At 64.7% G+C, this 26,171-nt stretch carries 19 protein-coding genes; 7 read left to right on the top strand and 12 right to left on the bottom strand.

All coding sequences use genetic code 11. The features are described 5' to 3' along the window. Positions 1-2 precede the first annotated feature (2 nt). The 11 genes from GA645_RS05390 to GA645_RS05340 form a co-directional block, all read right to left on the bottom strand. Positions 3-4,556 (bottom strand): alpha-2-macroglobulin, encoded by a 4,554-nt coding sequence (locus GA645_RS05390; protein WP_152220630.1) that lies wholly within the window; start codon positions 4,554-4,556, stop codon positions 3-5. Next, positions 4,553-5,185: a DUF1175 domain-containing protein gene (locus GA645_RS05385; RefSeq protein WP_152220628.1), complete on the bottom strand. Its 633-nt coding sequence runs from the start codon at positions 5,183-5,185 to the stop codon at positions 4,553-4,555. The genes GA645_RS05390 and GA645_RS05385 overlap by 4 nt, the downstream gene beginning before the upstream one ends. Next, on the bottom strand, positions 5,182-6,933 hold the full coding sequence (locus tag GA645_RS05380; RefSeq protein WP_152220626.1) for a DUF2138 domain-containing protein: 1,752 nt from the start codon (positions 6,931-6,933) through the stop codon (positions 5,182-5,184). The genes GA645_RS05385 and GA645_RS05380 overlap by 4 nt, the downstream gene beginning before the upstream one ends. A gap of 38 nt (positions 6,934-6,971) precedes the next feature. Continuing rightward, the gene (locus GA645_RS05375) at positions 6,972-7,784 is read right to left on the bottom strand and encodes a YfaP family protein (RefSeq protein ID WP_152220624.1); all 813 of its coding nucleotides are present in this window, start codon (positions 7,782-7,784) and stop codon (positions 6,972-6,974) included. A gap of 166 nt (positions 7,785-7,950) precedes the next feature. Then, positions 7,951-8,892 (bottom strand): AEC family transporter, encoded by a 942-nt coding sequence (locus GA645_RS05370; RefSeq protein WP_152220623.1) that lies wholly within the window; start codon positions 8,890-8,892, stop codon positions 7,951-7,953. Between the two features lie 69 nt (positions 8,893-8,961). Beyond that, positions 8,962-9,396, bottom strand: a complete 435-nt coding sequence (locus tag GA645_RS05365) for a polymer-forming cytoskeletal protein (protein ID WP_152220621.1) — start codon at positions 9,394-9,396, stop codon at positions 8,962-8,964. 18 nt (positions 9,397-9,414) lie between these two features. Further along, a complete protein-coding gene (locus GA645_RS05360) occupies positions 9,415-9,783 on the bottom strand; it encodes a hypothetical protein (RefSeq protein ID WP_256676073.1) in 369 nt (122 codons plus the stop codon). After that, positions 9,764-10,738 (bottom strand): M23 family metallopeptidase, encoded by a 975-nt coding sequence (locus GA645_RS05355; protein WP_152220619.1) that lies wholly within the window; start codon positions 10,736-10,738, stop codon positions 9,764-9,766. Before GA645_RS05355 ends, GA645_RS05360 begins: the two co-directional genes overlap by 20 nt. A gap of 191 nt (positions 10,739-10,929) precedes the next feature. Further along, positions 10,930-12,663 carry an ABC transporter ATP-binding protein/permease gene (locus GA645_RS05350; RefSeq protein WP_152220617.1) on the bottom strand — a complete coding sequence of 578 codons (1,734 nt, stop codon included), beginning with the start codon at positions 12,661-12,663 and terminating at the stop codon, positions 10,930-10,932. Between the two features lie 67 nt (positions 12,664-12,730). Next, positions 12,731-13,291, bottom strand: a complete 561-nt coding sequence (locus tag GA645_RS05345) for a response regulator transcription factor (protein ID WP_152220615.1) — start codon at positions 13,289-13,291, stop codon at positions 12,731-12,733. A 24-nt stretch (positions 13,292-13,315) separates the two neighbouring features. After that, complete coding sequence (locus GA645_RS05340; protein WP_152220613.1) at positions 13,316-14,572, bottom strand: ATP-binding protein; 1,257 nt, start codon at positions 14,570-14,572, stop codon at positions 13,316-13,318. A gap of 221 nt (positions 14,573-14,793) precedes the next feature. Between GA645_RS05340 and GA645_RS05335 the strand changes: the two genes are divergently transcribed. The 3 genes from GA645_RS05335 to GA645_RS05325 all read left to right on the top strand — a co-directional run bounded on the left by GA645_RS05335 (position 14,794) and on the right by GA645_RS05325 (position 19,022). Further along, on the top strand, positions 14,794-15,510 hold the full coding sequence (locus tag GA645_RS05335; protein WP_152220611.1) for an SIMPL domain-containing protein: 717 nt from the start codon (positions 14,794-14,796) through the stop codon (positions 15,508-15,510). Positions 15,511-15,775: 265 nt separating this feature from the next. Beyond that, positions 15,776-17,380 carry an ABC transporter substrate-binding protein gene (locus tag GA645_RS05330; RefSeq protein ID WP_152220609.1) on the top strand — a complete coding sequence of 535 codons (1,605 nt, stop codon included), beginning with the start codon at positions 15,776-15,778 and terminating at the stop codon, positions 17,378-17,380. Between the two features lie 49 nt (positions 17,381-17,429). Then, positions 17,430-19,022 carry an ABC transporter substrate-binding protein gene (locus GA645_RS05325; protein WP_152220607.1) on the top strand — a complete coding sequence of 531 codons (1,593 nt, stop codon included), beginning with the start codon at positions 17,430-17,432 and terminating at the stop codon, positions 19,020-19,022. A gap of 210 nt (positions 19,023-19,232) precedes the next feature. Here GA645_RS05325 and GA645_RS05320 read toward each other — a convergent pair whose 3' ends face one another. Further along, positions 19,233-20,450: a Xaa-Pro peptidase family protein gene (locus tag GA645_RS05320; RefSeq protein WP_152220605.1), complete on the bottom strand. Its 1,218-nt coding sequence runs from the start codon at positions 20,448-20,450 to the stop codon at positions 19,233-19,235. A gap of 135 nt (positions 20,451-20,585) precedes the next feature. Here GA645_RS05320 and GA645_RS05315 point away from each other — a divergent pair, with 135 nt between their 5' ends. The 4 genes from GA645_RS05315 to GA645_RS05300 all read left to right on the top strand — a co-directional run bounded on the left by GA645_RS05315 (position 20,586) and on the right by GA645_RS05300 (position 26,117). After that, entirely contained in the window at positions 20,586-21,149 is a 564-nt protein-coding gene (locus tag GA645_RS05315; RefSeq protein ID WP_152220603.1) for a helix-turn-helix domain-containing protein, read from the top strand. Positions 21,150-21,355: 206 nt separating this feature from the next. Beyond that, positions 21,356-22,954, top strand: a complete 1,599-nt coding sequence (locus tag GA645_RS05310; RefSeq protein ID WP_152227932.1) for an ABC transporter substrate-binding protein — start codon at positions 21,356-21,358, stop codon at positions 22,952-22,954. A 140-nt stretch (positions 22,955-23,094) separates the two neighbouring features. Further along, positions 23,095-24,516, top strand: a complete 1,422-nt coding sequence (locus GA645_RS05305; RefSeq protein ID WP_152220601.1) for an OprD family outer membrane porin — start codon at positions 23,095-23,097, stop codon at positions 24,514-24,516. An 11-nt stretch (positions 24,517-24,527) separates the two neighbouring features. Beyond that, the gene (locus GA645_RS05300) at positions 24,528-26,117 is read left to right on the top strand and encodes an ABC transporter substrate-binding protein (protein WP_152220599.1); all 1,590 of its coding nucleotides are present in this window, start codon (positions 24,528-24,530) and stop codon (positions 26,115-26,117) included. The last annotated feature ends 54 nt before the right edge of the window (positions 26,118-26,171 follow it).

Genomic DNA, 26,171 nt, shown 5'->3' with positions numbered 1-26,171 from the left:
GATTACTGGACCTTGATCTTCGCCAGGGCCGGCTGCTGCTCCAGCGCCTGCTCCTGCGGCGCATAGAGGCGCTGGTAGCGTGCCGGCGGCAAGACGAACTCGCCCTTCTGCGAGAAACGGACCAGATGACGGAAGCGCAACTCGCCGCCCAGGGTATCGATCGGCACGCCGTAGAACAGGTCGCCCGGCTCGTTGCGCGCGCGCTCCAGGCTGGTCGCCTCGACGCCGCCCAGGCCGCTGATCTGCAGGCCCCAGGTGGTGCGCTCGACATCCGCACCCGGCGGCAGCGGCACTTCCAGCATGCCGTAGCGCAGCGCTTGCGCCTGCTCGGTGGTCAGGGTCACTTCGTCCAGATACAGCTCGTCGCTGGACAGCGGCTTGTCGCCCAGCTCCTCGGCGTTGAAGGCGAAGGCGTCGTCGCCCGGCACCAGGCGCAGCAGGCGGCGCTTGATGGTGACCGGTAACTGGCTGGCCGGCGCTTCGGCGCTGCGGAAGGTGACGGAGGCATTGAGCGGGCGCGACGGCGCGGCGGAGAGGTCCAGCTGCGCCGGAACGTCCTTGCCCTGCCACTTCCAGAACGCGTCACCGGTGGTGCTTCGGCCTTCCTTCCAGTCAGCCACCGGCTTGGGCAGCTCCGCGGCGGGAGCGGCCGCCACAGCCCGCTGCATCCAGGCGAGGGCCAGCGCGCGCTCGACGGTAGATTGCTGCGGCGCCAGGCTCAACAGCAGCGAGCGGGCGCGATTGGCATCCAGCGGGCCGCCGTAGAGCTGCACGGCGCGGGCGAAGGGCTGCTCACTGGTGTTGACCTTCAGGCGAGCGGCATCCAGTTGCTTGGCGAAGCCTTGCGGCAGCGCGACCTTGCTCTGCTCAGCCAGACTGGCCGCCAGCACACGGGCGACCGCCAGGCCCAGCTCGGAGTCCGGCTGACCCATGACCAGGCTGTCGACGCTGTCGAAGTCGTTCACGGATTTCGCCGCCTCGCCGTTGCCGGCGTTTTCCAGGTCGGTGAGCAGACCGCTGACCAGGGTCTGCACCGGCAACTGCATGTCGCGGGCGAAGGCCAGGATCAGTGCGCGCTGCAGCAGCGGCGTGGCGGTGGCACGTGCGGAATACAGCTCCAGCACGCGCTGCCAGTGGTCCGGCGGCAGCTGGATTTCCAGCGCGCGGCTGGCGTACCAGTCGGCGTAGTAGGCGTAGGCGGTGAGGAAAGCGTCGTTGTCTTCGCCGCCCCACCAGGTGAAGTAGGCATCCGGGCCGGCCATCTGCACCAGGCGCAGGCGGCTGGTCTGCAAGATCAGCCGCAGGCGGTCGCGCACGCGCGGCTCGCCGCTGGCCAGCATCGGGTAGGCGATGCTCAGCGGCAGCAGCTGGCTGGCGGTCTGCTCGACGCCGCCCCAGGGGTAGTTCAGCAGTGAGTCGAGATTGCCGCGCAGCAGCGCCTGAGCGCTGTCGTCCAGACGCAGAGTCACATCACGAGCATCCGCCGGCAGCTGCAGCGGCGTGTTCTGCGCGTTGACCTGCAGCGGCTTGGACTGCAGCACCTGCCAGCTGTCGGCTACCAGGCTGAAGTGCACGCCGAGGCTGTCGCGCACCTGGCCGTCCTGGCGCAGCTCCACGCTCCAGTCACCGTCGCTCAGCGGCTGCTGCGGCAGGGCGATGTAGTTGACGCCGCGCTTGAGCTCCAGCGCCTGGGTCTTCTCTTCGCCGTTGGCGCGAATCAGCAGTTCGGCCTTGGTGTCCTGCTCGCCCTGGTTGAAGACGAACAGGCCGAGGTCCGGCGCATCACCCGTGCGGAAGCGTTTCGGGCCGCTCCATTTCAGGTACAGCGGCTTTTCGGAGCGGATGAACTGCTTCTTCTGGCCAACCTGCCCTTCGTCATCCATGGCGCGGGCGGTGATACGCCAGCGGGTCAGGGAGTCGGGCATGCGGAAGGTGAACTTCGCCTTGCCGTTGGCATCGGTGACCAGCTCCGGCTCCCAGGCGGCGGTATCCACTTCCTCACGGCGCGGACGCTCCAGCACCTTCACGCCACGTTCGCTGCGGTTGGCGCGACCGGGCGCGCTGGGCGTGCCGGGCAGCGCGACGTCGTAGCTGATGAACGACAGGCTGGCGCTGGTGCGCACGTTGTTGCGGCGCGGGTGGTAGAAGAACTGGTCGATTCCCGGTGCAATCTCCGGCTGCAGCGCGTAGATCATCTCATCCACCACGCTCACGGTGAGGTGGCTGGAAACGGGCTTGCCGGCGTAGGTGGTGTCAAGGTTGACGGTGACCGTCTCACCCGGCTCGTAGCGTTCCTTGTCGGTGCTGACGGCGATATCCACCTGCGGCACGGCGACCTTGATCCCGGCGTTCTGGAAGCTGTAGTCGCCGCTGCGGGTGTAGAGCACGGAGAAAGTCAGGTTCGGCGAGAATTCGGCCTTCACCGGAATGCGCGCGCGGTACTGGGTCGGGTTGAGCCTCTCCAACTTCAGCCAGTCGCCGCCCTTGGACAGCAGTGCGGTGGCCTCGACCTTGTCGCGCTCCAGCGAGAGCAGAGCATCGTCCACCGGCTCGGGGAAGGTGATCAGCGCCAGGGCTTCCTCGCCGGCCTTGTACTCGGCCTTGTCGAGGACGATCTCCACGGTACCCGGCACGGCCTTGACGCCGTCGCCGCTGACCGAGTGGCCGGTACCGCCGAGCAGTTGGCCAGCCTTGTCGCGCAGCTCGATGCTGTAGGTGCCGGGCCTGTCGAAGGTGATGGCGAACTTGCCGTCGGCCACCGCGCCGTCGCCGCTGCTGCGGTCTTCCAGACGCAGCCAGCGGTAGGCGGTGGGCAGGACCTGCGTCTGCTGTTCAGCGGCATAGGTGAACTCGACCTTGTCACCGGCGGCGCTGAAGCGCTGCGGTGCGCTCACGCGGTAGCGCGCGGCGCCACGCTCGATGAGGATTTCCTTGCTGGTCTTCACGCGGTACGCGGCACCATCGCTGGCGAACACGGTGAGCATGTAGCGGCTGGGCTTCTCGGCCGCCGGCAGGTCGATCGCAGCGCGGCCCTGGGCATCGGTAGTGAGCTCCGAGCTGGACAGCTCCACGGGGAACTGGCCGAGGTACTGCAGCTCGTTGTCGACCATGGACAGCTGCTGGGCGCGCAGGCTCAGCTCCAGGCGCGCGTTGGCCACCGGCTTGCCGTCCGGGTAGAGCAGGATCAGGTTGCCCTTCACCGGCTCGCCGGTCTTGAAGTCCGGCTTGGCGAGGTCGAGGGAAATCTCGAAGTGCGGCTTGATGTACTCAGCGACGCGGAAGGCGCTGCTGTAGGTCTGGTCGCGGTAGTCGAAGCGCAGCTCGTAGCCGCCGGCGACGGCGTTGGCCGGCAGCTGGAAGCGACCGTTGGTGCCGCTCTTGGCGTCGTACTTCAGATCCAGGGTCTGCAGTGTGGTGCCGGCGGCGTCGATCACCGACAGGCGCAGTGGCGCGCTCTGCGGCGACTGCGATTCGCGGGAATTCTTGAACTCGCGGCCGACGATCTTCAGCGACACCCAGTCGCCCGGACGGTACAGCGGACGGTCGGTGAAGGCGTAGAGCTTGGTGTCGTAGATTTCGCTGTCGTAGTAGAAGTTCTCGGAGACGAAGACGCCGCCCTCCTCGTCCTCGCCGATCACGAAGGAGCGCTCGGGGCTGACGTGCTGCAGACGCAGCAGACCGTCGGCGTCGCTGCTGCCGCTGCTCATCACGCCCAGGCCGTCGGTCCACAGCACCTTGGCGCCCCCCACTGGCGTGCCTTCGTGCTTGCGGGCAGTCCACACCAACAGCTCGTTGCCGGCGATCTTGCTCACCGCGACGCTGTTGGAAACGAACACCACGGTGGTCGCGCGGTATTTGCCGACCAGCGCTTCCACCAGATAGAGGCCGGGCTTCAACTTGCCCAGCGGCACGTAGACGTTGCCCGGCGCAACGTTGATGAACTCGCTGGACGAGCCCATCAGGGTCACGTCCTTCGGCGGCTGGATGGGCTTGGCGTCCCACAGCGGGTAGCGGAACTGGCTGACCATCGGCAGGCCGGGGATCGGCGCGTACTGCGGTTGCGGATCATAGGGCGTCGGCGCGGCGATGGCGTTGCCCATCTTCAGCTCCGGCACCACTTCGGTGACCTGCTTGCGCGACTCGTAGGAGAAGGTCCGCTGCATCACCCGACGCGACTTGCGGTACCAGTTGTCCCACAGGTAGGCCAGGGTGTTGGACAGGCCTTCGCCCTTGAACTGCCCTTCGGACAGCACGCGGTGCAGGTTCTTCTGGCGCTTGAGGAAGTCCAGCGGCTTGTCGATGCGGTAGACGCGGATATCCGCGCCGCCGTATGGCTCCATGCGGTAACGGCGGTAATCGCGGCCCGGCGCTTCGAGGCGCACCTTGGCCACTTCGTCGGAGGCGAAGCTTGAGTCGGCGAGCAGGAAGAACGACTCGCCGGCCATGGGCGTGTAGTTGCTCGCCGGGACCTCGTCGTCCGCCTGCACGATTGCGGGGGCGGCGGCGAACAGGCCGGCGCAGGCCAGGGCAGCGGCAATACCGCGCAGCGCGTTCATCGGGTCAGGAAGGACAAGCGATAGACGCCGATAAAGTTGGGATTGGATTCGTCGGGTATCCATCGGGTGTCCTTCCATGTCATGAGTTGTTGCAGGCTGACCGAGCGCATGCCGTTGTCGGTCACCGTACGAGTGCCGGTGTGATAAGCGATGTCGCGGCCCATCCAGATCATCAGATGCTGGTCATCGCCCTGGTCGAAGAACATCAGGTCGCCCGGCCGCGCCTGGTTGAGGTCGCGGCCGACGAGCTGGCTGTTGTACTGAATGAGTTTGATCGCGTTGACGTAGGGGCCGGTCTTGCCACCGCCCTGCTGCCAGGTTTGCGCCAGGTTGCGCTGCTCGCCGGTGAGCTCCAGCTCCGGCGGCAGGTAGCGGTTGGACATGCCGTTGGCGCGCAGCCACTTGGCGTCGTGCACCTTCAGCGCCTCGTTGGCGGCGAAGCGCACCAGCCCCGCGCAGTCCTGCTGGTACCAGCGCGGGTTCGGGCCGCGATGCAGCTGCTCCTCGGCGATGCGCACGAACCAGGCGCGGAACACCTGGGTCTGCTGCGCATCCAGCGCAGGCTCCGTCGCCTGCGCCAGCGTGGCGACGAGCAGACCTGCGAGCAGCGTGAGGGGCTTTCGGATCACAGCGCCTTCCAGTCCAGCGGCAGCCACTGCCACTCGCCACCGGGCTCGCTGCCGGCAGGCAGGGTCAGGGCGTAGGAGCCGTTGCCGGCGAGGGTCTTCAGGCGCGGCAGGAGCAGCGTGTCGGCGGCATTGCGGAACACCGGCTCGATGTCCTGCGGAAGGCTGTCGAGGGTTTCATTCTGGAGCAGTTCGGACAGGCTCTTGGGCGCGAGGTACGCGGGCACCAGGGCATCCTTGGGCAGCACGTCGGCCAGCGGCGGGAAGCGCTTGGCAAGGGTGTTGCGAGCCTTGTCGAGCAGCTTGTCGTCGATGGAGAACAACAGGGTATTGCCCTCGCGCAGCAGGCTGACGCGGAAGAAGCCGTTACCGCTGACCTGATCGGGGTTCTCCGCCTCGCTGGCCGGGTACTGGCCAAAGCGCGAGCTGACCTGGCGCTGCCACAGGCGGCCGTCGCCCTCGGCGCGGCTCTCCACCTCGAAGGCGCCCGCCTCCACATTGGCCTCGTAGGCGCCGATCATGCTGCCGAACAGTTTGCCCAGCTGCTCGTCCAGTTCCGGGCTGGCGGGTGCGTCGAGCTTTACCGCCAGCAGCGGCGAATGCAGGCGCGAATCCGGATACCAGCACAGGCCGGCGGCGCCGGAGAGGTGCTCGGAGAAGGCCGCGGCCATCTTCTGTTCGGCGCCCAGCTTCACCAGCATGCTGTCGTACAGGCCCGGCGTGACCGGCAACGCCACGCAGGCGCTGGCGCCCATGGGCATGGCCTGCCAGACAGGGGTGAAATCCAGTTCCGGCTGACGGGCCACTTCGTTGAGCGCCAGGTAGCTGTGCCAGCCTTCCTTGCCCTGCTCGAAACGAACCCCGGCGAAGGTCGGGATGAAACGCTGGTAGCCCATGGCAAGGGCACCGGCACCCAGGGTGATGCGCTGCTTCAACTCGCCGCGCGGCTCCAGGCCGAAGTCCTTGGCGAACAGCGGCTCACCTTCGAGGAGCGTGCCCAGGTCCTTGGCAATGGCGGCGTCCGACTCACCCAACCTGCCTTCATTGGCGGCGGGGAAGAGCATCTTCGGATTCGACAGCACCAGCATCTGATCGCCACGGGAAATGAACAGCACACTCCTTTCGGCGCCGTAGCGCAGGCTGTAGACCGGCGTGGCAGCGCCCTTCACCTGGATCTCCGATACCTTCTTCAACTGGCTATCGTCGGCAGCGACTTTCGCCAGCGGCTCCAGGAGCTTGGCCAGGCCGCCACGACGCAGCACCACCATGAAGTCGCGCAGGCGGCCATCGGCGCCGTGCCACAGGGCGACCTGGGCCGGCTGGTCGAGCAACTCCTCGATGACACTGTCCTTCAGGCTCAGATCATGCTCGTAGACGATGCGCCGCAGGGTGCCGGTCAGGCCCAGGCGGTCGGCATTGTTCTCGTAGTAGAAGACGAAGTCCTCTGTCAGCACGTCGCGCAGCAGCGGCACTTCCAGTACGGCCTTGGGCAACTGGCTGAGCGAGGCGCTCTCGATCAGGGCGTCGGGGCGCTTCAGGTCGCGCACCACCTCCGGGTTTTCCGGCGCTTCCAGGTTGCTCACCGGCGCTGAGTGGAAGGCCGGAATCAGGCCGAAGGCCAGGGCGAGACCACCGGCGACCAGTACGGCGGCAACCACACCGATGGCGATCAGCGGACCGCGGCGAGGAGGCTGCGCAGCCGGCGGCGTGGGAGTGCTGTCTTGGTTGATGGAGGGGGTGTTGTCGCTCATGGATCGCTTGTCCCGTGTCATCCCTGCGAGGGGCGAATTCAGTAGTTGAAGGTCTTCACCAGCACCAGATCGCCGATGGTGCGCATGGGCACCACGAAGGTCTCGCGCTTCTCGTTGACGGTGTTTTCGTTGAACACCAGGTTGATCTCGGCGGTGATCACGTCCTGCTCGTGGTTACCTTCCTGGAAGTTGTAACCCTGGCTGGCGTTGTAGTTGCCCCAGTAGTTCACGTAGACCAGGTAGGTGCCGTGGAGCGGCGCGGCCATGGTGAACATTTCCGGGCCGGGGCCGTCGACGCCATCCGGGTCGAGGCCGCCGCCATTGCTCAGGCGCGGGTGAGCCCAGAAAGCATGCTGGCCATCCGGGGTGACGATATGCAGGTCGAGTTCCGCCTTGGGGTCGTTCCAACCCAGTACCAGGCGAATGCGTGGCGGCACCCGGCCGTTGTTGGCCTCGTAGAACTGGATGCGCTTGAGGGATTTGCCCTGGTCGCTGCTCACCGCGACGCTGTTGCTGCCCGCGCCAAAGTTATAGGGGCGGACGAACTTGCCGTCGGCGTCGGTATACAGGGGCAGCGGATTGCCGTTGACGACCAGGCGTTGGGCGCGGTCGACGCCGGCCACTTCGCGCAGGTGGCCTTCGATCAGGCTGCGACCACGAACGGCGCCACGGTCGATCGGCGGCGTGGGATAAGCCACGCGCGGGGCGTTCACGTCATCGGTCAGGCCGGAGTAGCGCCAGCCGGCGGTTGGACTGCTCAGCTCGGCGCTCGGCTCGGCAGCGACCACGGCCGCCAGCAGACAGGCTGGAAGACAGGAAGCGGCACACAGGTTCCGGCGCGTGAGATGCATGAACAATCCTTGATCGTGCAAACGGGTGCCAAATGTAACCGTTCTTGTACAACGAAGAAATGAACTTCGCAGCGACGTGGGGCGCAGTACAGTCTTTCAGCAATGTCTTACAAGAAAACTCATGCTTATCGCACTTCGGCCGTCTGGAAGCGCGTACCGCCGTCCGTCACATCCAGCCGCCCCACTGCAGCAGGAAGATGCCGAAATTGGTGGTCACCGCCGCCGCCAGGGTGGTGATCACGATGATCGAGGCAGCCAGCTCATGGTTGCCGTTCGCCGCACGGGCCATCACGAAGCTGGCGGCCGCCGTCGGGCTGGCGAAGTAGAGGAACAGCACGCCCAGTTCGGCCCCGCGAAAGCCGCACAGCCAGGCGCCGGACGTGCACAGCAGCGGCAGCCAGACCATCTTCATCAGGCTGGCGCTGACCGCCAGAGCACCGCTTTCCCGCAGCGAGGCCAGTGACAGCGTGCCACCGATGCAGATCAGCGCCAGCGGCAGGGTCATCTGGGCGAAATAGTCGGCGGAGGTCAGCAGCCAGGCTGGCAGCGCGATCTGCAGCCAGGAAAACGGCAGCGCCGCCAGCACGCCGAGTATCAACGGGTTGCGCAGCACGCTCTTGAGGATGCTCCAGGGGTCGGACTTCATGCTTGGGCTGTAGATCGCCAGCACCACCGACGAGAGCGTGTTGTAGCAGAGGATCACCAGGGCGGCGAGGACCGAGCCCAGCGCCAGGCCGTGATCTCCGTAGAGGTTGGTCGCCAGCGCCAGGCCGATGATGCCGTTGTTGCCGCGAAACGCCCCCTGGGTATAGACGCCGCGATCGGCACGGGGCACCCGCCAGATCGACCAGCCCCAGGCAAGCAGGAAGCCCGCCAGGGTCGCCACGCAGAAGTACAGCAGCAACGCCGGACGCGCCGCGCTGTGCAGGTCGGAATGATAGATGCCGAGGAACAGCATCGCCGGCATGGTGGCATTGAACACCAGCGCCGAGGCGGTCTGGATGAACTCCGGATTGATCGCTCCCACGCGGCGCAGCAGCACGCCAAGGAACAGCATGGCGAAGACCGGGGCGGTGATGCCGAAGGTCTGGAGCAGGAGTGCGAGCATGGGGCGGAGCGTTCTGGGCGGCGGGAACGGCAATCATAGCAAGCTAAGTACCGATCCCGCCGGGGCAAATCAGGCCTCGGCTGCCTCTTCGCGCGCAGGCGCCGGCAGCTCCAGCGGTTTGGGCGCCTCGCCATCGGCCAGGCGGGTCAGCTTGCCATCCACCGTGGCGCCGTTCTCCATGCTCAGCTGGCGGTACTGGATGTTGCCGATAACCCGGGCGTTGGAGTGCAGTTCCAGCAGGTGCTCGACATAGAGATCGCCGATGATGGTGCCGTCGATCAGTGCATCGTAACTGCTCACGTTGCCCTCGATCCGTCCTTCCGCGCTCAAGGCCAGCAGGCTCGCCGCGCCCGGCTTGTGGCTGATGTTGCCCTTCACCGTGCCGAGGATCTTCAGGCCATCCTCGAATTGCAGGTCCCCTACCAGCGATACATTGCCCGACAGCAGGCTGGAGAACTTGTCCACCGACACCTGCGGCGCCTTCTTCTTGCTGTTGCTGAACATCTGTCCTCCTACAACGGACTACTTGCCAGGTTTCTGCTGGCGGAAGAAGGCCAGCTCAGTCTTCAGTTTCTTGATTTCGGCGGACATCGCGTCGATCCGGCGCATCAGCTGCTCGCGATTGGCGCGGTCCTCATCGCCTTGCAGGCGCCACTCCGCCAGCGCCGCCGTCAGGCTGGCGTTTTCCGCCTCCAGCGTTTCGATGCGTTCGCGCATCTGGCCGTCATCCTGCGCGCGCAGCAGGTAGGCGCCCCCGAGCAGCGCGGACAGAACCAAGCACGCCAGCAGGACCGCCCAGCCCGCGCGGGCATGACGGCGAGGAACGTGGGGGAAGTGCTCGGCGCGTAGCAGGTCGCGGGTGGAGGGTTTCCTAGTCCGAGGCCATGCCATCGCTGTCGATCTCCATGCCGCCCAGAGAGAGGAAGTTCTGTGGATCGACGAACTCGTCGTGGTAGAGCACCTCGAAGTGCAGGTGCGGCCCGGTGGAGCGGCCGGTGGAGCCAACCTTGGCTATCTCCTGCCCCGGCAGCACCACGTCCCCCACCTTCACCAGCAGCTTCGAGGCATGGGCATAGCGGGTCACCAGGCCATTGCCATGGTCGATTTCAACGCGATTGCCGTAGGAGGGATTCCGGTCGGCGACGATGACGCGCCCGCCAGCGGCTGCGTGGATCGGGCTACCCGCGGGCGCGGAGAAGTCCTGGCCGGAATGGAAGGCCAGGCGGCGGTTGAAAGGATCAACGCGATTGCCGAATGGCGAGCCCAGGCGCGCGTCCTCCATCGGCCGGCGCGCCGGAATCGCCATGAAATCGGCGCTACGCCGGGCGACCTGATCCATCAGCTGGTCAAAGACACGGCGCAGGCAGCGGGCGGAGCGCTCGTTCTGGTCGATGTCGGCGGACGGCAGTGGCTCGGCGCACGGACGGGGCGGCAGCAGGATACCGCCTTCACCATCGCCTTCGACCGCGCGCCGGTGTGTGGGCGTCTTGGCCTGCGGAGCCAGCGCGGGATCGAGTTTCGACAGCTTGCGGGCGATCTCTTCGTGGCTGTCGACGGCCTGCAGTAGGTAGGCGGCATCCTTTTCCAGCACCTGCAGGCGACCGGACAGCTGGCCGATGCGCTCGGCGGCAAAGCGCTCCTGCGGCTCTTCCGCACCGTTCCCGACTACGGCGACCGGCTGCGCGACAGGCTCGACATGGGCGCGCCCCACCCAGATACCGCCAGCGAAAGCCGCCACGGCCACCACCAACGACACGCCGGCAACGCCCAGCAGGAGCCGGTGCGGATCGACCAGGCGCAGGTCCGAACGGGTCAGTGCCTGCCGTGACGGGGAAAGGGACTTCATAACGGTACCGTTGAGCTGCCTTGAAGCCGGGCAGTGCCCGGCCGGGGCGCACAGGGTACCTGTTCCTGAAAGTTTCGCAGCGACTAAGCACTGGAAAATGTAAGAAATTAAGATGAATTCATCCCTTTTGAGATGACTTTCAGACGTTTCCTACTAACCAGCTCACACTTTTCCAGGGAATCAAACTGCCATCAGGCTGGCAATACCGCCTCCATTTCCCGCAACCGGCGATCCTCCAGACGCAACTGCCTGGGGTGGAATCGTTTGAGGCTGCCGCGGTGGCCGATGCTGACCAGAGTCACGCCCGGTAATTGCTCCAGCAGTACCTGGTAGACCGCCGCTTCGTCGGCTTCGTCCAGGGCCGAGGTGGCCTCGTCGAGGAACAGCCAACGCGGTGCGAAAAGCAAGGCACGGGCGATGGCCAGGCGTTGCTGCTCGCCGGGCGACAGCACCCGCTGCCAGTGATCGGCTTCGTCCAGGCGTGACGCCAGCGAGTCCAGGCGACACAGGTGCAACACCTCTTTCATCCGCTCGGCGTCGTGGCTGTTGCCCGGTTCCGGATAGCACAGCGCCTCGGCCAGGGTGCCGATCGGCAGGTAGGGTTTCTGCGGCACGAACAGACTACGCGCCTCGGGCATTTGCACCACGCCGCTGCCGTAGCGCCACAGGCCGCTCATCGCCCGCAGCAGGGTGCTCTTGCCGCCACCGGAAGGGCCGCCGATCAGCACGTGCTCGCCGGGGTTCACAGTCAGGCTGGCGGGCTCCAGCAATTCGCGGCCGCTGCCAAGGCTCAGGCTGAGGTTCTGCAGCTGCAGAGTGTCGCCGGTCTTGCGGACGTCGATATTGGCCGACTCGTGGGTCGTCTCGGCCATGGCGCCACGGAAGCTCAGCAGACGGTCGCAGGTAGCACGCCACGTGGCGAGGCTCGCATACGCATCGATGAACCAGCTCAGGCCGTCCTGCACGTTGCCGAAGGCCGAGTTGATCTGCATGAGTTCGCCGAGCTGGATCTGCCCGGAGAAATAGCGCGGAGCGGCAACGATAAAGGGGAAGACGGTGGCGATCTGCGCGTAGCCGGAGCTGAAGAAGGTCAGGCGCTTCTGGATTTTCATCAGTTCCCAGAAGTTGCCCCAGACATTGCGGAAGCGCGTCATCAGCCGCTCGTTCTCGTTGGCCTCGCCGTTGTACAGGGCGATGCTCTCGGCGTTCTCGCGCACCCGCACCAGGCCGAAACGCAGGTCCGCCTCGTAACGCTGCTGACGGTTGTTCAGGCCGATCAGGCGACGGGCAATCAGGTGGGTCAGCCAGCTGCCGACCGCCGCGTAGATCAGCGCGGCCCAGAACATGTAGCCGGGGATGGTGAGGCCGAACAGCTCGACACTGCCGGACACACCCCAGAGGATCACCGCGAAGGAGACCAGGCTGACCAGGTTGCGAATCAGGCCCAGGCCAAGGGTCAGGGTGGTGTCGGTGAAGCTGTTGAGGTCTTCGGAGAGACGCTGGTCAGGGTTGTCGGTGTGACCACGCTGCTCCAGGCGGTAGTAGTTCTTGTCGCCCAACCAGGCGGCGAAGTGCTTCTCCGTCAACCAGCGGCGCCAGCGGATGGTCAGCATCTGGGTCAGGTACAGGCGGTAGACCGCCGTGAGGATGAATACCGCCGCAATGCCGCAGAACATCAGCATCAGGTGGATGAAGCTCTTCAGGTCCTTGTTCTGCAGGGCGTTGTAGAAGTCGCGGTACCAGCTGTTGAGCCAGACGCTGAGGCCCACGCCGACCAGTGACAGCGCGATCACCACGATCAGCAGTAGCCAGGCGGTGCCTTTTTCTTCGCTGCGCCAGTAGGGCGCGGTGAGTTGCCAGACCCGGTGGAAGAAATGGCTGCGAACGGCATCGTTCGCCGCGCGGTATTCGGCGCTGTCGGTCATGGATTCTCGCTCGCACGGCTGAAAATGAAAGGAGCGCTCAGTTGGCGCTCCTCGTGTTATCGATTACTTAACGCCTCACCGGGCGCTTCTGCAGCTTACGCTGCAAGGTTCGCCGGTGCATACCCAAGGCACGGGCGGTGGCGGAGATGTTGCCATCATGTTCGGCAAGCACGCGCTGGATATGTTCCCACTGCAGTCGGTCAACCGACATGGGGTTTTCCGGCACCAGGGTATCCAGGTTGGCATGCTCGGACAGCAGACCGGTCAGCACGTCGTCAGCGTCGGCCGGTTTGCACAGGTAGTTGGTGGCGCCGCGCTTGATGGCCTCCACCGCGGTGGCGATGCTGGAGTAGCCGGTGAGGATCACCACGCGCATCTCCGGGTCCAGCTCCAGCAGCTTGGGCAGCAGCACCAGGCCGGAATCGCCATCCATCTTCAGATCGAGCACGGCGTAGTCGGGCAGGTCTTCCTTGGCCAGGGCCAGGCCTTCCTCGGCGGAGCTGGCAACCGATACCCGCAGACCGCGGCGGGTCATGGCGCGGGCCATGACGCGGGTAAAGGTGGCGTCGTCATCCACCAGCAACAGGTGGGGCTGCTCTTCGCCTTCGAACTGGATCTCTTCGCTCATGGGACTTCCTCGCAGACGCGGCCCTCAAGCCACGCCATAACTTCTTGGCAGACGCAACTCCGTCAGAGTGCCGCCATCTTCATGGTTGTACAACTTCACCGTACCGCCTGCCCGCGTCACGCTGGCCTGGCTGAGGAACAGGCCCAGGCCGAAACCCTTGCCCTTGGTGGTGAAGAAAGGCTTGCCGAGTTGTTCGGCAATCGCCAGGGGAACGCCCGGCCCCTGGTCGCGGATGCTCAGGCAGATTTCCCCGGCATCCCAGTCCAGACGGACATCCAGGTCGTCCGGACAGGCATCGGTGGCGTTGTTCAACAGGTTGAGCAGCGCCTGGCTCAGGTCGGTGGGCGGCACCATGCGCGGCGCCTTGCCCTTGCCGAGGGTCTGGTAACGATAACTGGCCTCCGGACGCATCAGGTGCCAGCGGTGCAGGACCGAATCCACCCACTCATCGGCGCCCTGCTCCACCACCGCCTGCCGGCGATCCGCTTCGGCGGCGCGCACCAGGTGTTGCAGGGTGTCCTTGCAGAGCTTCACCTGCTCCTGCAGCAGGGCGAGATCTTCCTGCAACATCGGCTGGTCCGCATTGGTCTGGCGCAATTCCTTGAGCAATACGCTCATGGTCGCCAGCGGCGTACCCAGTTCGTGGGCGGCGCCGGCAGCCTGGGTGGCCACGGCCAGCAACTGCTGGTCACGCATGCCTTCCTCGCGGCGCTGGGCCTGCAATTGTTCCTGTCGGCGCAGCGATTCGGACATGCGTGCGACGAAGAAGGTGATCAGGGCGGCAGCCAGGGCGAAGCTCAGCCACATGCCATAGACCAGCAGGTTGTCACGCTGTCCGGCGGCCATCTCCAGCGGGTGGAACCACACCAGCAGCACGGTGTAGCTGGCCAGCGCCAGGCCGGCGAGGACAATGGTGTAGAGCCAGGGCAGGGTCGCCGCGGCAATGGTCAGCGGCACCAGGTAATAGGAAACGAAGGGATTGTTCGAGCCACCGGAGAAATACAGCAGCACGCTGTGGATGAGCAGGTCGCAGGCCAGCTGGACGGCGTACTCCAGCTCGGTCACCGGCCAGGGGCCGCGCAGGCGCAGGGCGGTACCCAGGCAGAGCACCAGGGAAACACCGAGGGTCACACCCAGGGCCAGCCAGGGCAACTGGATCAGTTGCGCCTTGTACGCGAGCCCGACAGAACCTGCCTGGGCGGCAAGCACGAGAATACGGATAAGCGTCAGATGCAGGAGGTTCTGACGACTGGCGGAAAGCTGGAAAACCGGTGTGCGCATGGTGAATTCCGGAATTTGCGCGAGTATAGCCAAGAGCCCCCTCCAACTTATGCGGCATAGCGCCACAGCATACTCCAGCGCAGGGTTCGGCGGTCGGAAACAATTGGTGACACCCGCCCCTGACCCGTTTCGGAACCAATCCCCGTCAAAGGGTCTGACAGTCCTCGCCACTGCCGCTATTAAGCTGTGGCCGGGACATTTTCTGGAACAAGGAGTCATCCATGTCTGTACTGAAGAAACCCTTCACCGCCATCGCCGCCGCCATCGCCCTGTGTGCCACCAGCCTGGGCGCGCTGGCAGACGAACCACGCTACAACCAGGTTTCGCTGCGCGCCGAGGTCAGCCAGGAAGTCGCCCACGACCTGATGCACGTGACCCTTTACAGCGAGGTCCAGGCCAGCGACCCGGCCAAGCTGGCCGCCGAGACCACCACCGCGCTGAACGCAGCGCTTGAGCAGGCGCGCAAGGTCAAGGGCGTGACCGTCAGCCTGGGTAGCCGCAACAGCTACCCGGTGTATGACGACAAGGGCCAGAAGATCACCGCCTGGCGCGAGCGCGCCGAAATCCGCCTGGAAAGCGCCGACTTCGCCGCCCTGTCGCAGCTCACCGCCGACCTGCTGGGCAAATTGAAGATGGGCAGCATGGACTTCAGCATCGCCGACGCCACCCGGGTAAAGAATGAAGATGCCCTGATGAAGGATGCCGTGAGCGCCTTCAAGGCCCGTGCCCAGGTGCTCACCGACGCGCTCGGCGGCAAGGGCTACAAGCTGGTCAGCCTGAACCTGAACACCTCCGGCGCGCCGCGCCCGATGCCGATGATGCGCATGGCGGCGATGAAGGCCGACAGCTACGGCGGCGCAGCCGCTCCGGAAGTTGAAGCCGGCACCAGCCAGGTGGTGGTCAGCGCCGATGGCACGATCGAAGTGCAGATGCCCTGACCTCCGCCGTTACCGCTGCGCCCCATTCGCGGGCCAGCGGTAACGCCATCCCCCTCCCCTCGCGCAGCGCCACCGGGAACCGGGGCGCCGCGACCTGACCGCCGGGTTCCCATTGTCGAAATTGCGACATTCCCTTGCACCCGCGTCACAACTTCTACACTCATCCCCGTCAGCAGCTTGCGCCCGGCATGTGCCGTGCATAGTTTCACGCAACGCAGCTCACAAGGCTGTTCCTCGATGACAACCAGAATAACCAGAGGTCCGTATGCGTAAGAACGCCGTCATCCGCTCCATGATTGCCGCTGGGTTGATCGCCAGCGCTCCGCTGCTCGCTCACGCCGCCAACAACCTGGTCTACTGCTCCGAAGGCAGCCCGGCGGGCTTCGACCCCGGCCAGTACACCACCGGCACCGATTTCGACGCGTCGGCGGAAACCATGTTCAACCGGTTGACCCAGTTCGAGCGCGGCGGCACCCAGGTCATCCCCGGCCTGGCGGAAAAATGGGACATTTCCGAAGACGGCAAGACCTACACCTTCCACCTGCGTCCTGGCGTGAAGTTCCACACCACCGAGTACTTCAAGCCGACCCGCGAGTTCAACGCCGACGACGTGGTGTTCACCTTCAATCGCATGCTCGACAAGAACCATCCGTTCCGCAAAGCCTACCCGACCGAATTCCCCTACTTCACCGACATGGGCATGGACGCAAACATCGCCAAGGTGGAGAAGGTCGACGACCACACCGTCAAGTTCACCCTCAACGAGGTCGACGCCGCGTTCATCCAGGACATGGCGATGAGCTTCGCCTCCATCCAGTCCGCCGAATACGCCGACCAGCTGCTCAAGCAGGGCAAGGCCAGCGACATCAACCAGAAGCCCGTAGGCACAGGCCCCTTCGTGTTCAGTCGCTACCAGAAGGACGCGATGATCCGCTTCAAGGCCAACCCGGACTACTGGAACAAGGGTGAGGTGAAGATCGACAACCTGATCTTCGCCATCAACACCGACGCTTCCGTGCGCATGCAGAAGCTCAAGGCCAACGAGTGCCAGGTAACCCTCTTCCCGCGCCCGGCCGACCTGGAGTCGCTGAAGAAGGACCCGAACCTGAACATGCCGTCGCAGCCGGGCTTCAACCTCGGCTACATCGCCTACAACGTGCTGCACAAGCCGCTGGACAAGCTGGAAGTGCGTGAAGCGCTGGACATGGCGGTGAACAAGAAGGCCATCATCGACGCCGTCTACCAGGGCGCCGGCCAGCTCGCCGTGAATGGCATGCCGCCGACCCAGTGGTCCTACGACGACAGTATCAAGGACGCCGGCTACAACCCGGAGAAAGCCAAGGAACTGCTGAAGAAGGCCGGCGTACCCGAAGGCACCGAGATCACCCTGTGGGCCATGCCGGTACAGCGTCCGTACAACCCCAACGCCAAGCTGATGGCCGAGATGCTCCAGTCCGACTGGGCCAAGGTCGGCATCAAGGCGAAGATCGTCACCTACGAGTGGGGCGAGTACATCAAGCGCGCCAAGGGCGGCGAGCATGACGCTATGCTGATCGGCTGGAGCGGTGACAACGGTGACCCGGACAACTGGCTGGGCACCCTCTACGGTTGCGACGCCGTGGATGGCAACAACTTCTCCAAATGGTGCGACAAGCCCTACGACGCGCTGATCAAGGAAGCCAAGCGTACGCCGGACCAGGCCAAGCGCACCGAGCTGTACAAGCAGGCCCAGCACATCCTCAAGGCGCAGGTGCCGATCACCCCGATCGCCCACTCCACCGTGTACCAGCCGATGCGCAAGAGCGTTCAGGACTTCAAGATCAGTCCGTTCGCGCTGAACTCCTTCTACGGCGTCAGCGTCGGCAAGTAAGGCCAGTGGCCGCCGGAACTTCCGGCGGCCCATCCCCCGGCGAACCGCCGTGCGCAAAGCGCTCGTCCGCCTGACCCTCGCCAGCCTGCTTGGCTGCGCGCCGGCCTTCGGCCAATCCCTGGTGGTCTGCACCGAGGCCAGCCCGGAAGGCTTCGACATCACCCAATACACCGCCGCCACTACCGCCGACGCATCGGCCGAGACAGTGTTCGAGCGCCTGGTGCAGTTCGCTCCCGGCAGCACCCGCGTGGTGCCGGCCCTGGCGCAAAGCTGGGAGATCAGCCCCGACGGCCTGCAATACACCTTCACCCTGCGCCAGGGCGTGAAGTTCCACCGTACCGACTACTTCAGCCCCACCCGCGAGTTCAATGCCGACGACGTGCTCTGGAGCTTCCAGCGCCAGCTCGACCCGCAGCATCCATGGCACAAGCTGGCGCCGCGCGGCTTCCCCTATGCCGAGTCGATGGGCCTGCCCGGATTGATCGGCGCAGTGGACAAGCTCGACGACCATCACGTGCGCTTTACCCTCAGGCACCCCGAGGCGCCCTTCCTCGCCGACCTGGCGATGGGCTTTGCCTCGATCTATTCCGCCGAATACGGCGACCTGCTGCTCGCGGCCCAGAAGGCCGAGCAATTGAACAATCTCCCCATTGGCACCGGCCCGTTCATCTTCCAGCGTTACCAGAAGGACGCCCAGGTGCGCTTCAACGCCAACCCGGACTACTGGGCTGGCAAACCGAAGATCGACCGCCTGCTGCTGGCCATCACCCCGGACCCGAACGTACGCATCCAGAAGGTCAAGGCCGGCGACTGCCAGATCGCCGTCTACCCCAAGCCCACCGACATCCCCGCACTGCGCCTTGAGCCGAACCTGAAGGTGGAGGAGCTGGATTCCCTGCTGGTGGCCTACGTGGCCCTCAATACCCGGCACAAGCCGCTGGACGACGTGCGTGTGCGCCAGGCGATCAATCTCGCCTTCGATCGCCGGGCCTACCTCAAGGCACAGTTCGGCGAAGGCGCCGCCACGCAGGCCATCGCGCCCTACCCGCCGACGCTCTGGGGCTCCGACCCGCAGCTCAAGGGCTGGCCGCACAACCCGGCACGGGCACGACAGCTGCTGGATGAAGCTGGCATCAAACCCGGCCTGAAGCTGTCGATCTGGACCCGCCCCGGCGGCGGCCCGACCAACCCCAACCCCGGCATCGGCGCACAGATGCTGCAGGATGACTTGGAGAAGATCGGCATCCACGCGGACATCCGCGTGTTCGAATGGGGCGAGCTGATCAAGCGCGCCAAGGAAGGCGAGCACGACCTGATCTTCATGGGCTGGGTCGGCGACAACGGCGACCCGGACAACTTCCTCACGCCGAACCTGTCCTGCGAGGCGGCCAGGAGCGGCGAGAACCAGGCTGGCTGGTGCAATACCGAGTTCGACGAACTGCTGCGCCAGGCCCGCGCCAACACCGATCAGGATGTCCGCGCAGGCCTCTACCGCCAGGCATTGGCGATCTTCCAGCGCGAGGCACCGTGGATCGCCCTGGCCTACCCGAAGCAGTTCGCGGTGGTGCGGCCTGGAGTGAGTGGCTTCACCCTGAGCCCACTGGGATCGAACAACTTCTCACGGGTCGAACTGGCCCCGTAGGAGCGGACTTCGTCCGCGATGGCGTCCAGCGCGATGCTGACCTATCGCGGGCATGGCCCGCTCCTACATCGTTTTCTGGGTCCCCGCGTTCGCGGGGATGACGTGTGCAGAGGGCGATACATGACACCGTCACTCCCGCGAACGCGGGAGCCCAAAAGACAGTTGCTCCTACGCACAGAATTGCCGCACAACGAGATTGTTCGCGAGCGATCAGGCGTCCAGGCCGAACGGATCGTCCAACGAATGGCTCGGCTGGGTAAACCAGCGCGGCCCCTCGGCCGTCATGTAGAAGTGATCTTCCAGGCGGATGCCAAATTCACCCGGCACGCAGATCATCGGCTCGTTGCTGAAGCACATGCCGATCTCCAGCGGCGTTCTATCGCCACGCACCAGGTACGGCCCCTCATGGATATCCAGGCCGATGCCATGCCCCGTGCGATGCGGCAGGCCGGGCAGCGCGTAGTCCGGTCCCAGGCCACCAGCTTCCAGGCAACGGCGGGCAGCGGCGTCCACCTGCTCGCAAGGTGAACCCAGTACCGCTGCATCGAAAGCAGCCTGCTGCGCGGCCTTCTCCAGGCTCCACAGCTCGCGCTGGCGCGCGCTGGGCTTGCCGAACACATAGCTGCGGGTGATATCCGAGTTGTAGCCATACAGCTGGCAGCCAGTGTCGATCAGCACCATGTCGCCATCGCGCAGCGGGCGCGGCTGGCGCACGCCATGGGGGAAGGCGCTGTCCTCGCCGAACAGCACGATGCAGAAGGTCGAATCCGGCGCACCGACCTTGCGGTGCGCCGCCTCGATGAAGCGCACCACTTCGGTGGTGGTGATGCCTTCGCGCAGGATGCTGGCGGCGGCCTTGTGCACCTCCAGGGTCATGTCCTTGGCCCGCTGCATCAGCGCCAGCTCGGCCGGCGACTTGCAGCGCCGGCACTGCTCGATCAACGCGCCGGCATCGACCAGTTGCACTGATCCCGTCACCTGGCGCAGGCGCTCATACATGCCGAACGGCAGGCTGTGGGAAAGACCGACCCGCGCTCCGGCGCCAACTTCGATCTCCGCCAGCATCGCCATCAGCAGCGTGAAGGGGCTTTCGTGTTCAGCCCAGACGCAGATGCTGCCGGGCAGCACCTGCAGTTCACGTACCGTACCCTCCTCGAAGGCGGGCGCGATGTAGTGCACGTCGCCACGCGCCGGCACCAGTGCGCCGACCATCCGCTCACTGGGATTCCATTTCAGCCCGGTGAAGTAGAACAGCGAACTGCCGGCATCGATGAACACCGCCGCCATCCCCTGAGCCAGCATGAGCTGCTGCAGGCGCGCGATGCGCAAGCGGTACTCCTCCAGCGCGATCGGCTTGGCGCCAGCGGTCATCACCTGCAACGTGGCCAGTGCCTGTTCGGGGCTGACGCCCCCTACACCCAGTGTCATGCGACTCTCCCTACGAGAATGGAAACAACAGAAATTTAAGCAGCACTGAAATTTTCGGTCAAAGACTTTATGGCTCAATGCTTTCAGAGAGCGATCGCGCTGGTATGCTGCCGACGTCCCACAAGAGCCTTGCCAATGTCCTCAGATCGAATCGGAGAACGCCTGCGTCGTTATCGGCGCGCGGCGAAGAAAACCCTGAACCAGGTAGCTGCCGAGTCGGGCCTTACCGCCAGCTTCCTGTCCCAGGCCGAGCGCAATCTCACCGGCGTCTCGTTGTCTTCCCTGGCGAGCATTGCCAAGGCCCTCGATGTGCCGCTCAACACACTGTTCGATTCGCCGCAGCAAATACCGCCTGACTCGCACCAGGGCGAGCGCGTGCGCTACACCATCGAAGGCCAACCGCTGAGCTACGAGCGCCTGTCCAGCAGCTTTCCCGGCAATCAGCTGAATGCAGTGAAGGTGACAGTCCCGGTGGGCTACGAATCGGAACTGATCACCCATGATGGCTCGGAATTCGCCTACGTCCTCAGCGGACGCATCACCTATGTGATCGATGGCCACACCTATCCGCTGGGCCCCGGCGACTCCGTGCATTTTGATTCAGGCAAACGCCACTGCCTGCGCAATGCAGGTGACAGCGTCGCGGAAATGCTCTCGGTCACCACCTTGCCGCTGTTCGGCGAACACCCCGCGACCTGATTCACAGACTGGAAGTACTTTCAGTCCCACTGAATTTTAAGTTGAACTTAATTTCAGCCTGACTTAACTTCTGCGACGGCTGGACACCCACAGTCCAGCCATTTACGGACAGGCCTATCCGGCCCCGTCCGCCCGAGCCGGTCCCGGACCCTATCGGTTCGCCGGCCGCTGCAGAAGAACAAGAATGAGGTCAGGCAATGCGCAACATGCGACGTAACTCCCTGCACGCAATCGCCCTGGGTGGGCTGTTGCTCGCCGGTTCCGCGGCCCATGCCGCTTCCAGCCTGGTGTACTGCTCCGAAGGCAGCCCGGCGGGCTTCGACCCCGCCCAGTACACCACCGGCACCGATTACGACGCCACCTCCGAAACCCTGTTCAACCGCCTCGTGCAGTTCCAGCGTGGCAGCACCGAAGTCCAGCCGGCCCTGGCGCAAAGCTGGGAAACCTCCGCCGACGGCAAGACCTGGACCTTCCACCTGCGCCCTGGCGTGAAGTTCCACACTACCGAGTACTTCAAGCCGGCCCGCGAGTTCAACGCCGACGACGTGCTGTTCACCTTCAACCGCATGCTCGACAAGGACCAGCCGTTCCGCAAGGCCTATCCCACCGAGTTCCCCTACTTCACCGACATGGGCCTGGACCGCAACATCGCCAAGGTGAAGAAGGTCGACGAACACACCGTGACCTTCACCCTCAACGAGGTCGACGCCGCGTTCGTGCAGAACCTGGCGATGAACTTCGCCGTCATCCAGTCCGCCGAGTATGCCGAGCAGTTGCTCAAGCAGGGCAAGCCGGCCGAGATCAACCAGAAGCCCATTGGCACCGGCCCCTTCGTATTCAGCCGCTACCACAAGGACGCGCTGATCCGCTTCAAGGGCAACAAGGACTACTGGAAGCCCGACGACGTGAAGGTCGACAACCTGATCTTCTCCATCAGCACCGACGCCTCGGTGCGCGTGCAGAAGCTCAAGGCCGGCGAATGCCAGATCACCCTGAACCCGCGCCCGGCGGACCTTGAAGCGCTGAAGCAGGACCCGAACCTGAACATGCCCTCGCAACCGGGCTTCAACCTCGGCTACCTGGCCTACAACGTCACCCACGCCCCGCTGGACAAGACCGACGTGCGCCGCGCGCTGGACATGGCGCTGAACAAGCAGGCGATCATCGACGCCATCTACCAGGGCGCCGGCCAGCTGGCGGTGAACGCCATGCCGCCCACCCAGTGGTCCTATGACAGCTCGATCAAGGGCCAGGCCTACGATCCGGAACAGGCGAAGGCGCTGCTGAAGAAAGCCGGCGTGGCCGAAGGCACCGAAATCACCCTGTGGGCAATGCCCGTACAGCGCCCGTACAACCCCAACGCCAAGCTGATGGCCGAGATGATCCAGGCCGACTGGGCCAAGGTCGGCATCAAGGCGAAGATCGTCACCTACGAATGGGGCGAATACATCAAGCGCGCCCACGCGGGTGAACACGACGCCATGCTGTTCGGCTGGACCGGCGACAACGGCGATCCGGACAACTGGCTGGGCACCCTCTATGGTTGCGACTCGGTGAGCGGCAACAACGTCTCCAAGTGGTGCAACCCGGACTACGACAAACTGGTTCGCCAGGCCAAGGCCACCACCGACCACGACCAGCGCGTCGCCCTCTACCAGAAGGCGCAGCAGCTCCTGGCCCAGCAGTTCCCCATCAGCCCCATCGCCCACTCCACCGTCTACCAGCCCATGCGCAAGTCGGTGCAGGGCTTCCTGATCAGCCCCTTCGGGCGCAACTCCTTCTACGGCGTGGCCAACCAACCCTGACCGCAGCCTGACAGCCAGCCCGGCACAGACCGGGCGGCGCACCCCGCCCTCTCCTCCGCCTGCCGGCTCCCCTATCACCGCGATGGGTGGAGGAGATGCATTCGTTGCTAGGAAAACCCAACTACAACAAGGAGCAACTCATGCAGCACTACACGCGTACCCGGTCCCTCCTGGCCATGGCCATCAGCTGGGCCGTACTCAACCAGGCCTGGGCCGCCAAGGCTGGCGAAGATCTGCCGCCCGAGGAAGGTAATCGCGCAGAAGAGGTGGTGATGAAAGGCCAGGCGGGTGCCCGCGGTTTCATCGAAGGCCAGCAACTGACCTTCAGCACGCGCAACTTCGCCGCCCGCGAGCAGATGAAGGACAGCTTCCACTTCAACATCAAGAAGGACGGCTATACCGAACCGACCCACAGCCGCTACACCTGGACACAGGGCAGCCAGCTCAAGTACAGCTCCGGCTACACTCAGGGCACCGTGGGGGTTGGCCTGGAGACCGCCGTCTTCAACGAGGCAGCCCTGGAACGCGGGCACGGAGCCATCGCCGGAGGTGGCACCCGAACCCTGACCGACAGCGACGGCGATGCCATCGGGCAGTGGTCGAAGGCGGGCCTGGCCAACGTAAAACTGCGCGCCTCCAGCACCGAGTTGCGCGCCGGCCGCCAGCAAGTCAAGACGCCGGTCTTCAACATCAATGACAACCGAGCGCTGCCGTCCAGCTTCGACGGCATCAGCCTGCTCAGCGAAGAACTCGAAGGGCTGCAACTGCAGGGCGGCAGCTTCACCCGCGCCAGCCCGCGCACCGGCTCAGGCAATGAACGTCTCACCAGCGAATACGGGGCAAGGGGCTTCCACGGCGACCGTTTCAGCTATGCAGGCGGCAGCTACCAGGTGCTCAAGGAGCTGAAGCTGACGGCCTATGCCGGCAATTTCGAGGACGTCTGGAACCAGTACTACTTCGGCGCCTCCCACGACCTGGGCGACCCGGAAGCCCTGGCACTCAATACCAGCCTGAACTACTACAGCACCCACGATACCGGCGACCGCAGGGCTGGCTATATCGACAACGACGCCTACAGCCTGGGCTTCACCCTGACCCACGGCGCCCATGCCGTGCTGCTGGGCTGGCAACAGATCCGCGGCGACGAGTACTTCGACTACGTGCACGAGACCGCCGCCATCTACCTGGCCAACTCGCTGCTGTCGGACTACAACGGCCCGAACGAAAAATCCCTGCAGCTGCGCTACAGCACCGACTGGGCCGGCTTCGGCATACCGGGGCTGACGAGCATGGCCTGGTACGCCAAGGGCTGGGGCATCGATGGCACCCATTACGACGGCGATCGCAACGGCGCCTACGGCAACTACGACGAAGTGCGCAATCAGGACGGTGAGAGGCATCACGAACTCGGCCTGTCGGGCGGCTATACGCTCCAGGGTGGCCCGCTCAGGCAGAGCAACTTCCGCTTGAGCTACATGAAACATCTCGCCAGCCAGAACCAGGGCGACGGCAGCGTCAACGAGATCCGCCTGGTCAGCAACTTCCCCTTCAACCTGCTGTAAGGAGAGCCGGCATGTCCATCGCACGCATACTTCCCCTGCTGCTCGTCCTGGGCAGCGGCACCGCCCTGGCGCAGAACCTGGTGATCTGCACCGAGGCAAGCCCGGAAGGCTTCGACATCGTCCAGTACACTGGCGCGGTGACCAACGACGCTTCCGGGGAAGCGATCTTCAACCGGCTGGTGGACTTCCGTCCCGGTACCACCGAACTGACGCCGTCCCTGGCCGAACGCTGGGAGGTCAGCCCTGACGGGCTGACCTACACCTTCCACCTGCGCCCCGATGTGAAATTCCACAGCACCGAGTACTTCAAGCCCACCCGCCCGCTGAACGCCGACGACGTACTCTGGACCTTCCACCGCGCTCTCGATCCCAAGCACCCGTGGCACGACTCCGCCGTGCGCGGCTACGCCTATTTCGACGCCATGGGCATGCGCGACCTGATCAAGTCGGTGGACAAGGTCGACGACCTCACCGTGCGCTTCACCCTCAACCACCCCGAAGCGCCCTTCCTGGCCGACATGGCCATGGGCTTCGCCTCGATCTACTCCGCCGAATACGGCGACCAGCTGCTGGCCGCCAACCAGCAGGGCCAACTGAACAACCTGCCCATCGGCACCGGGCCGTTCGTCTTCAGTCGCTATGCCAAGGATGCCCAGGTGCGCTACCGCGCCAATCCGGATTACTTCGGCGGCAAGCCGGCCGTCGACAACCTGGTCTTCGCCATTACCCCGGACTCCAACGTTCGCCTGCAGAAGATTCGCCGTGGCGAATGCCAGATCGCGCTCTACCCCAAGCCCGCCGACGTGCCAGCGCTGCAACAGGACAAGAACCTGGCGGTAGACAGCATCGACGCCCTGCTGACCACCTATGTCGCGATCAACACCCGGCACAAGCCGCTGGACGATGTGCGCGTACGCCAGGCGATCAATCTCGCCGTGGACAAGAAAGCCATGCTCGACGCGGTTTACGGTGCCGACGCCGTCACTCCGGCCATCAACCCGTACCCGTCCAGCATGCTGGGCTACAACCGCGACATCCAGGACTGGCCGCACGACCCGGATCGCGCCAGGGCGCTTCTCAAGGAAGCGGGCGTTGCGAACCTCAAGCTGACGCTGTTCACCCGCAACGGCAGCTCCTCGACCATCCCCAACGCCGCGCAGATGGCACAGATGCTGCAATCCGATCTGGCCAAAGTCGGCATCGACCTGCAGATCCGTACCCTGGAGTTCGGCGAGCTGATCAAGCGCATCAAAGCCGGCGAGCACGATCTGTCGCTTTACGGCGGCTGGGCCGGGGACAATGGCGATCCGGACAATTTCCTCTCACCGAACCTCTCCTGCGCAGCGCCGAAATCCGGAGAAAACCACGCGTTCTGGTGTGATCAGGCCTTCGAATCACTGATTCAGGAAGCTCGTCAGACGAATGACACGGAAAAACGGGCGGAACTTTATAGAAAGGCGACATCAGTGTTCCACGAACAATCTCCATGGATTCCACTCGCGCATCCTAAGCTGTTCAATGTGCGACGCAGCAATATCGAGGGCTACACCATAAGCCCGCTGACCACCAACAACTTCGCCAATATCCAGGTGAAGCAATAAGAAACCGGCGCCATCAGCACCCCCGATGAGTAGCCGCTCGATGAGGAGTCCTCA

Origin of the sequence: Pseudomonas sp. SCB32 (genome assembly GCF_009189165.1) — a bacterium.
Lineage (GTDB): Bacteria > Pseudomonadota > Gammaproteobacteria > Pseudomonadales > Pseudomonadaceae > Pseudomonas.
Note: the sequence above shows the minus strand (reverse complement) of the source record. Positions and strands in the feature narration are given on the sequence as shown.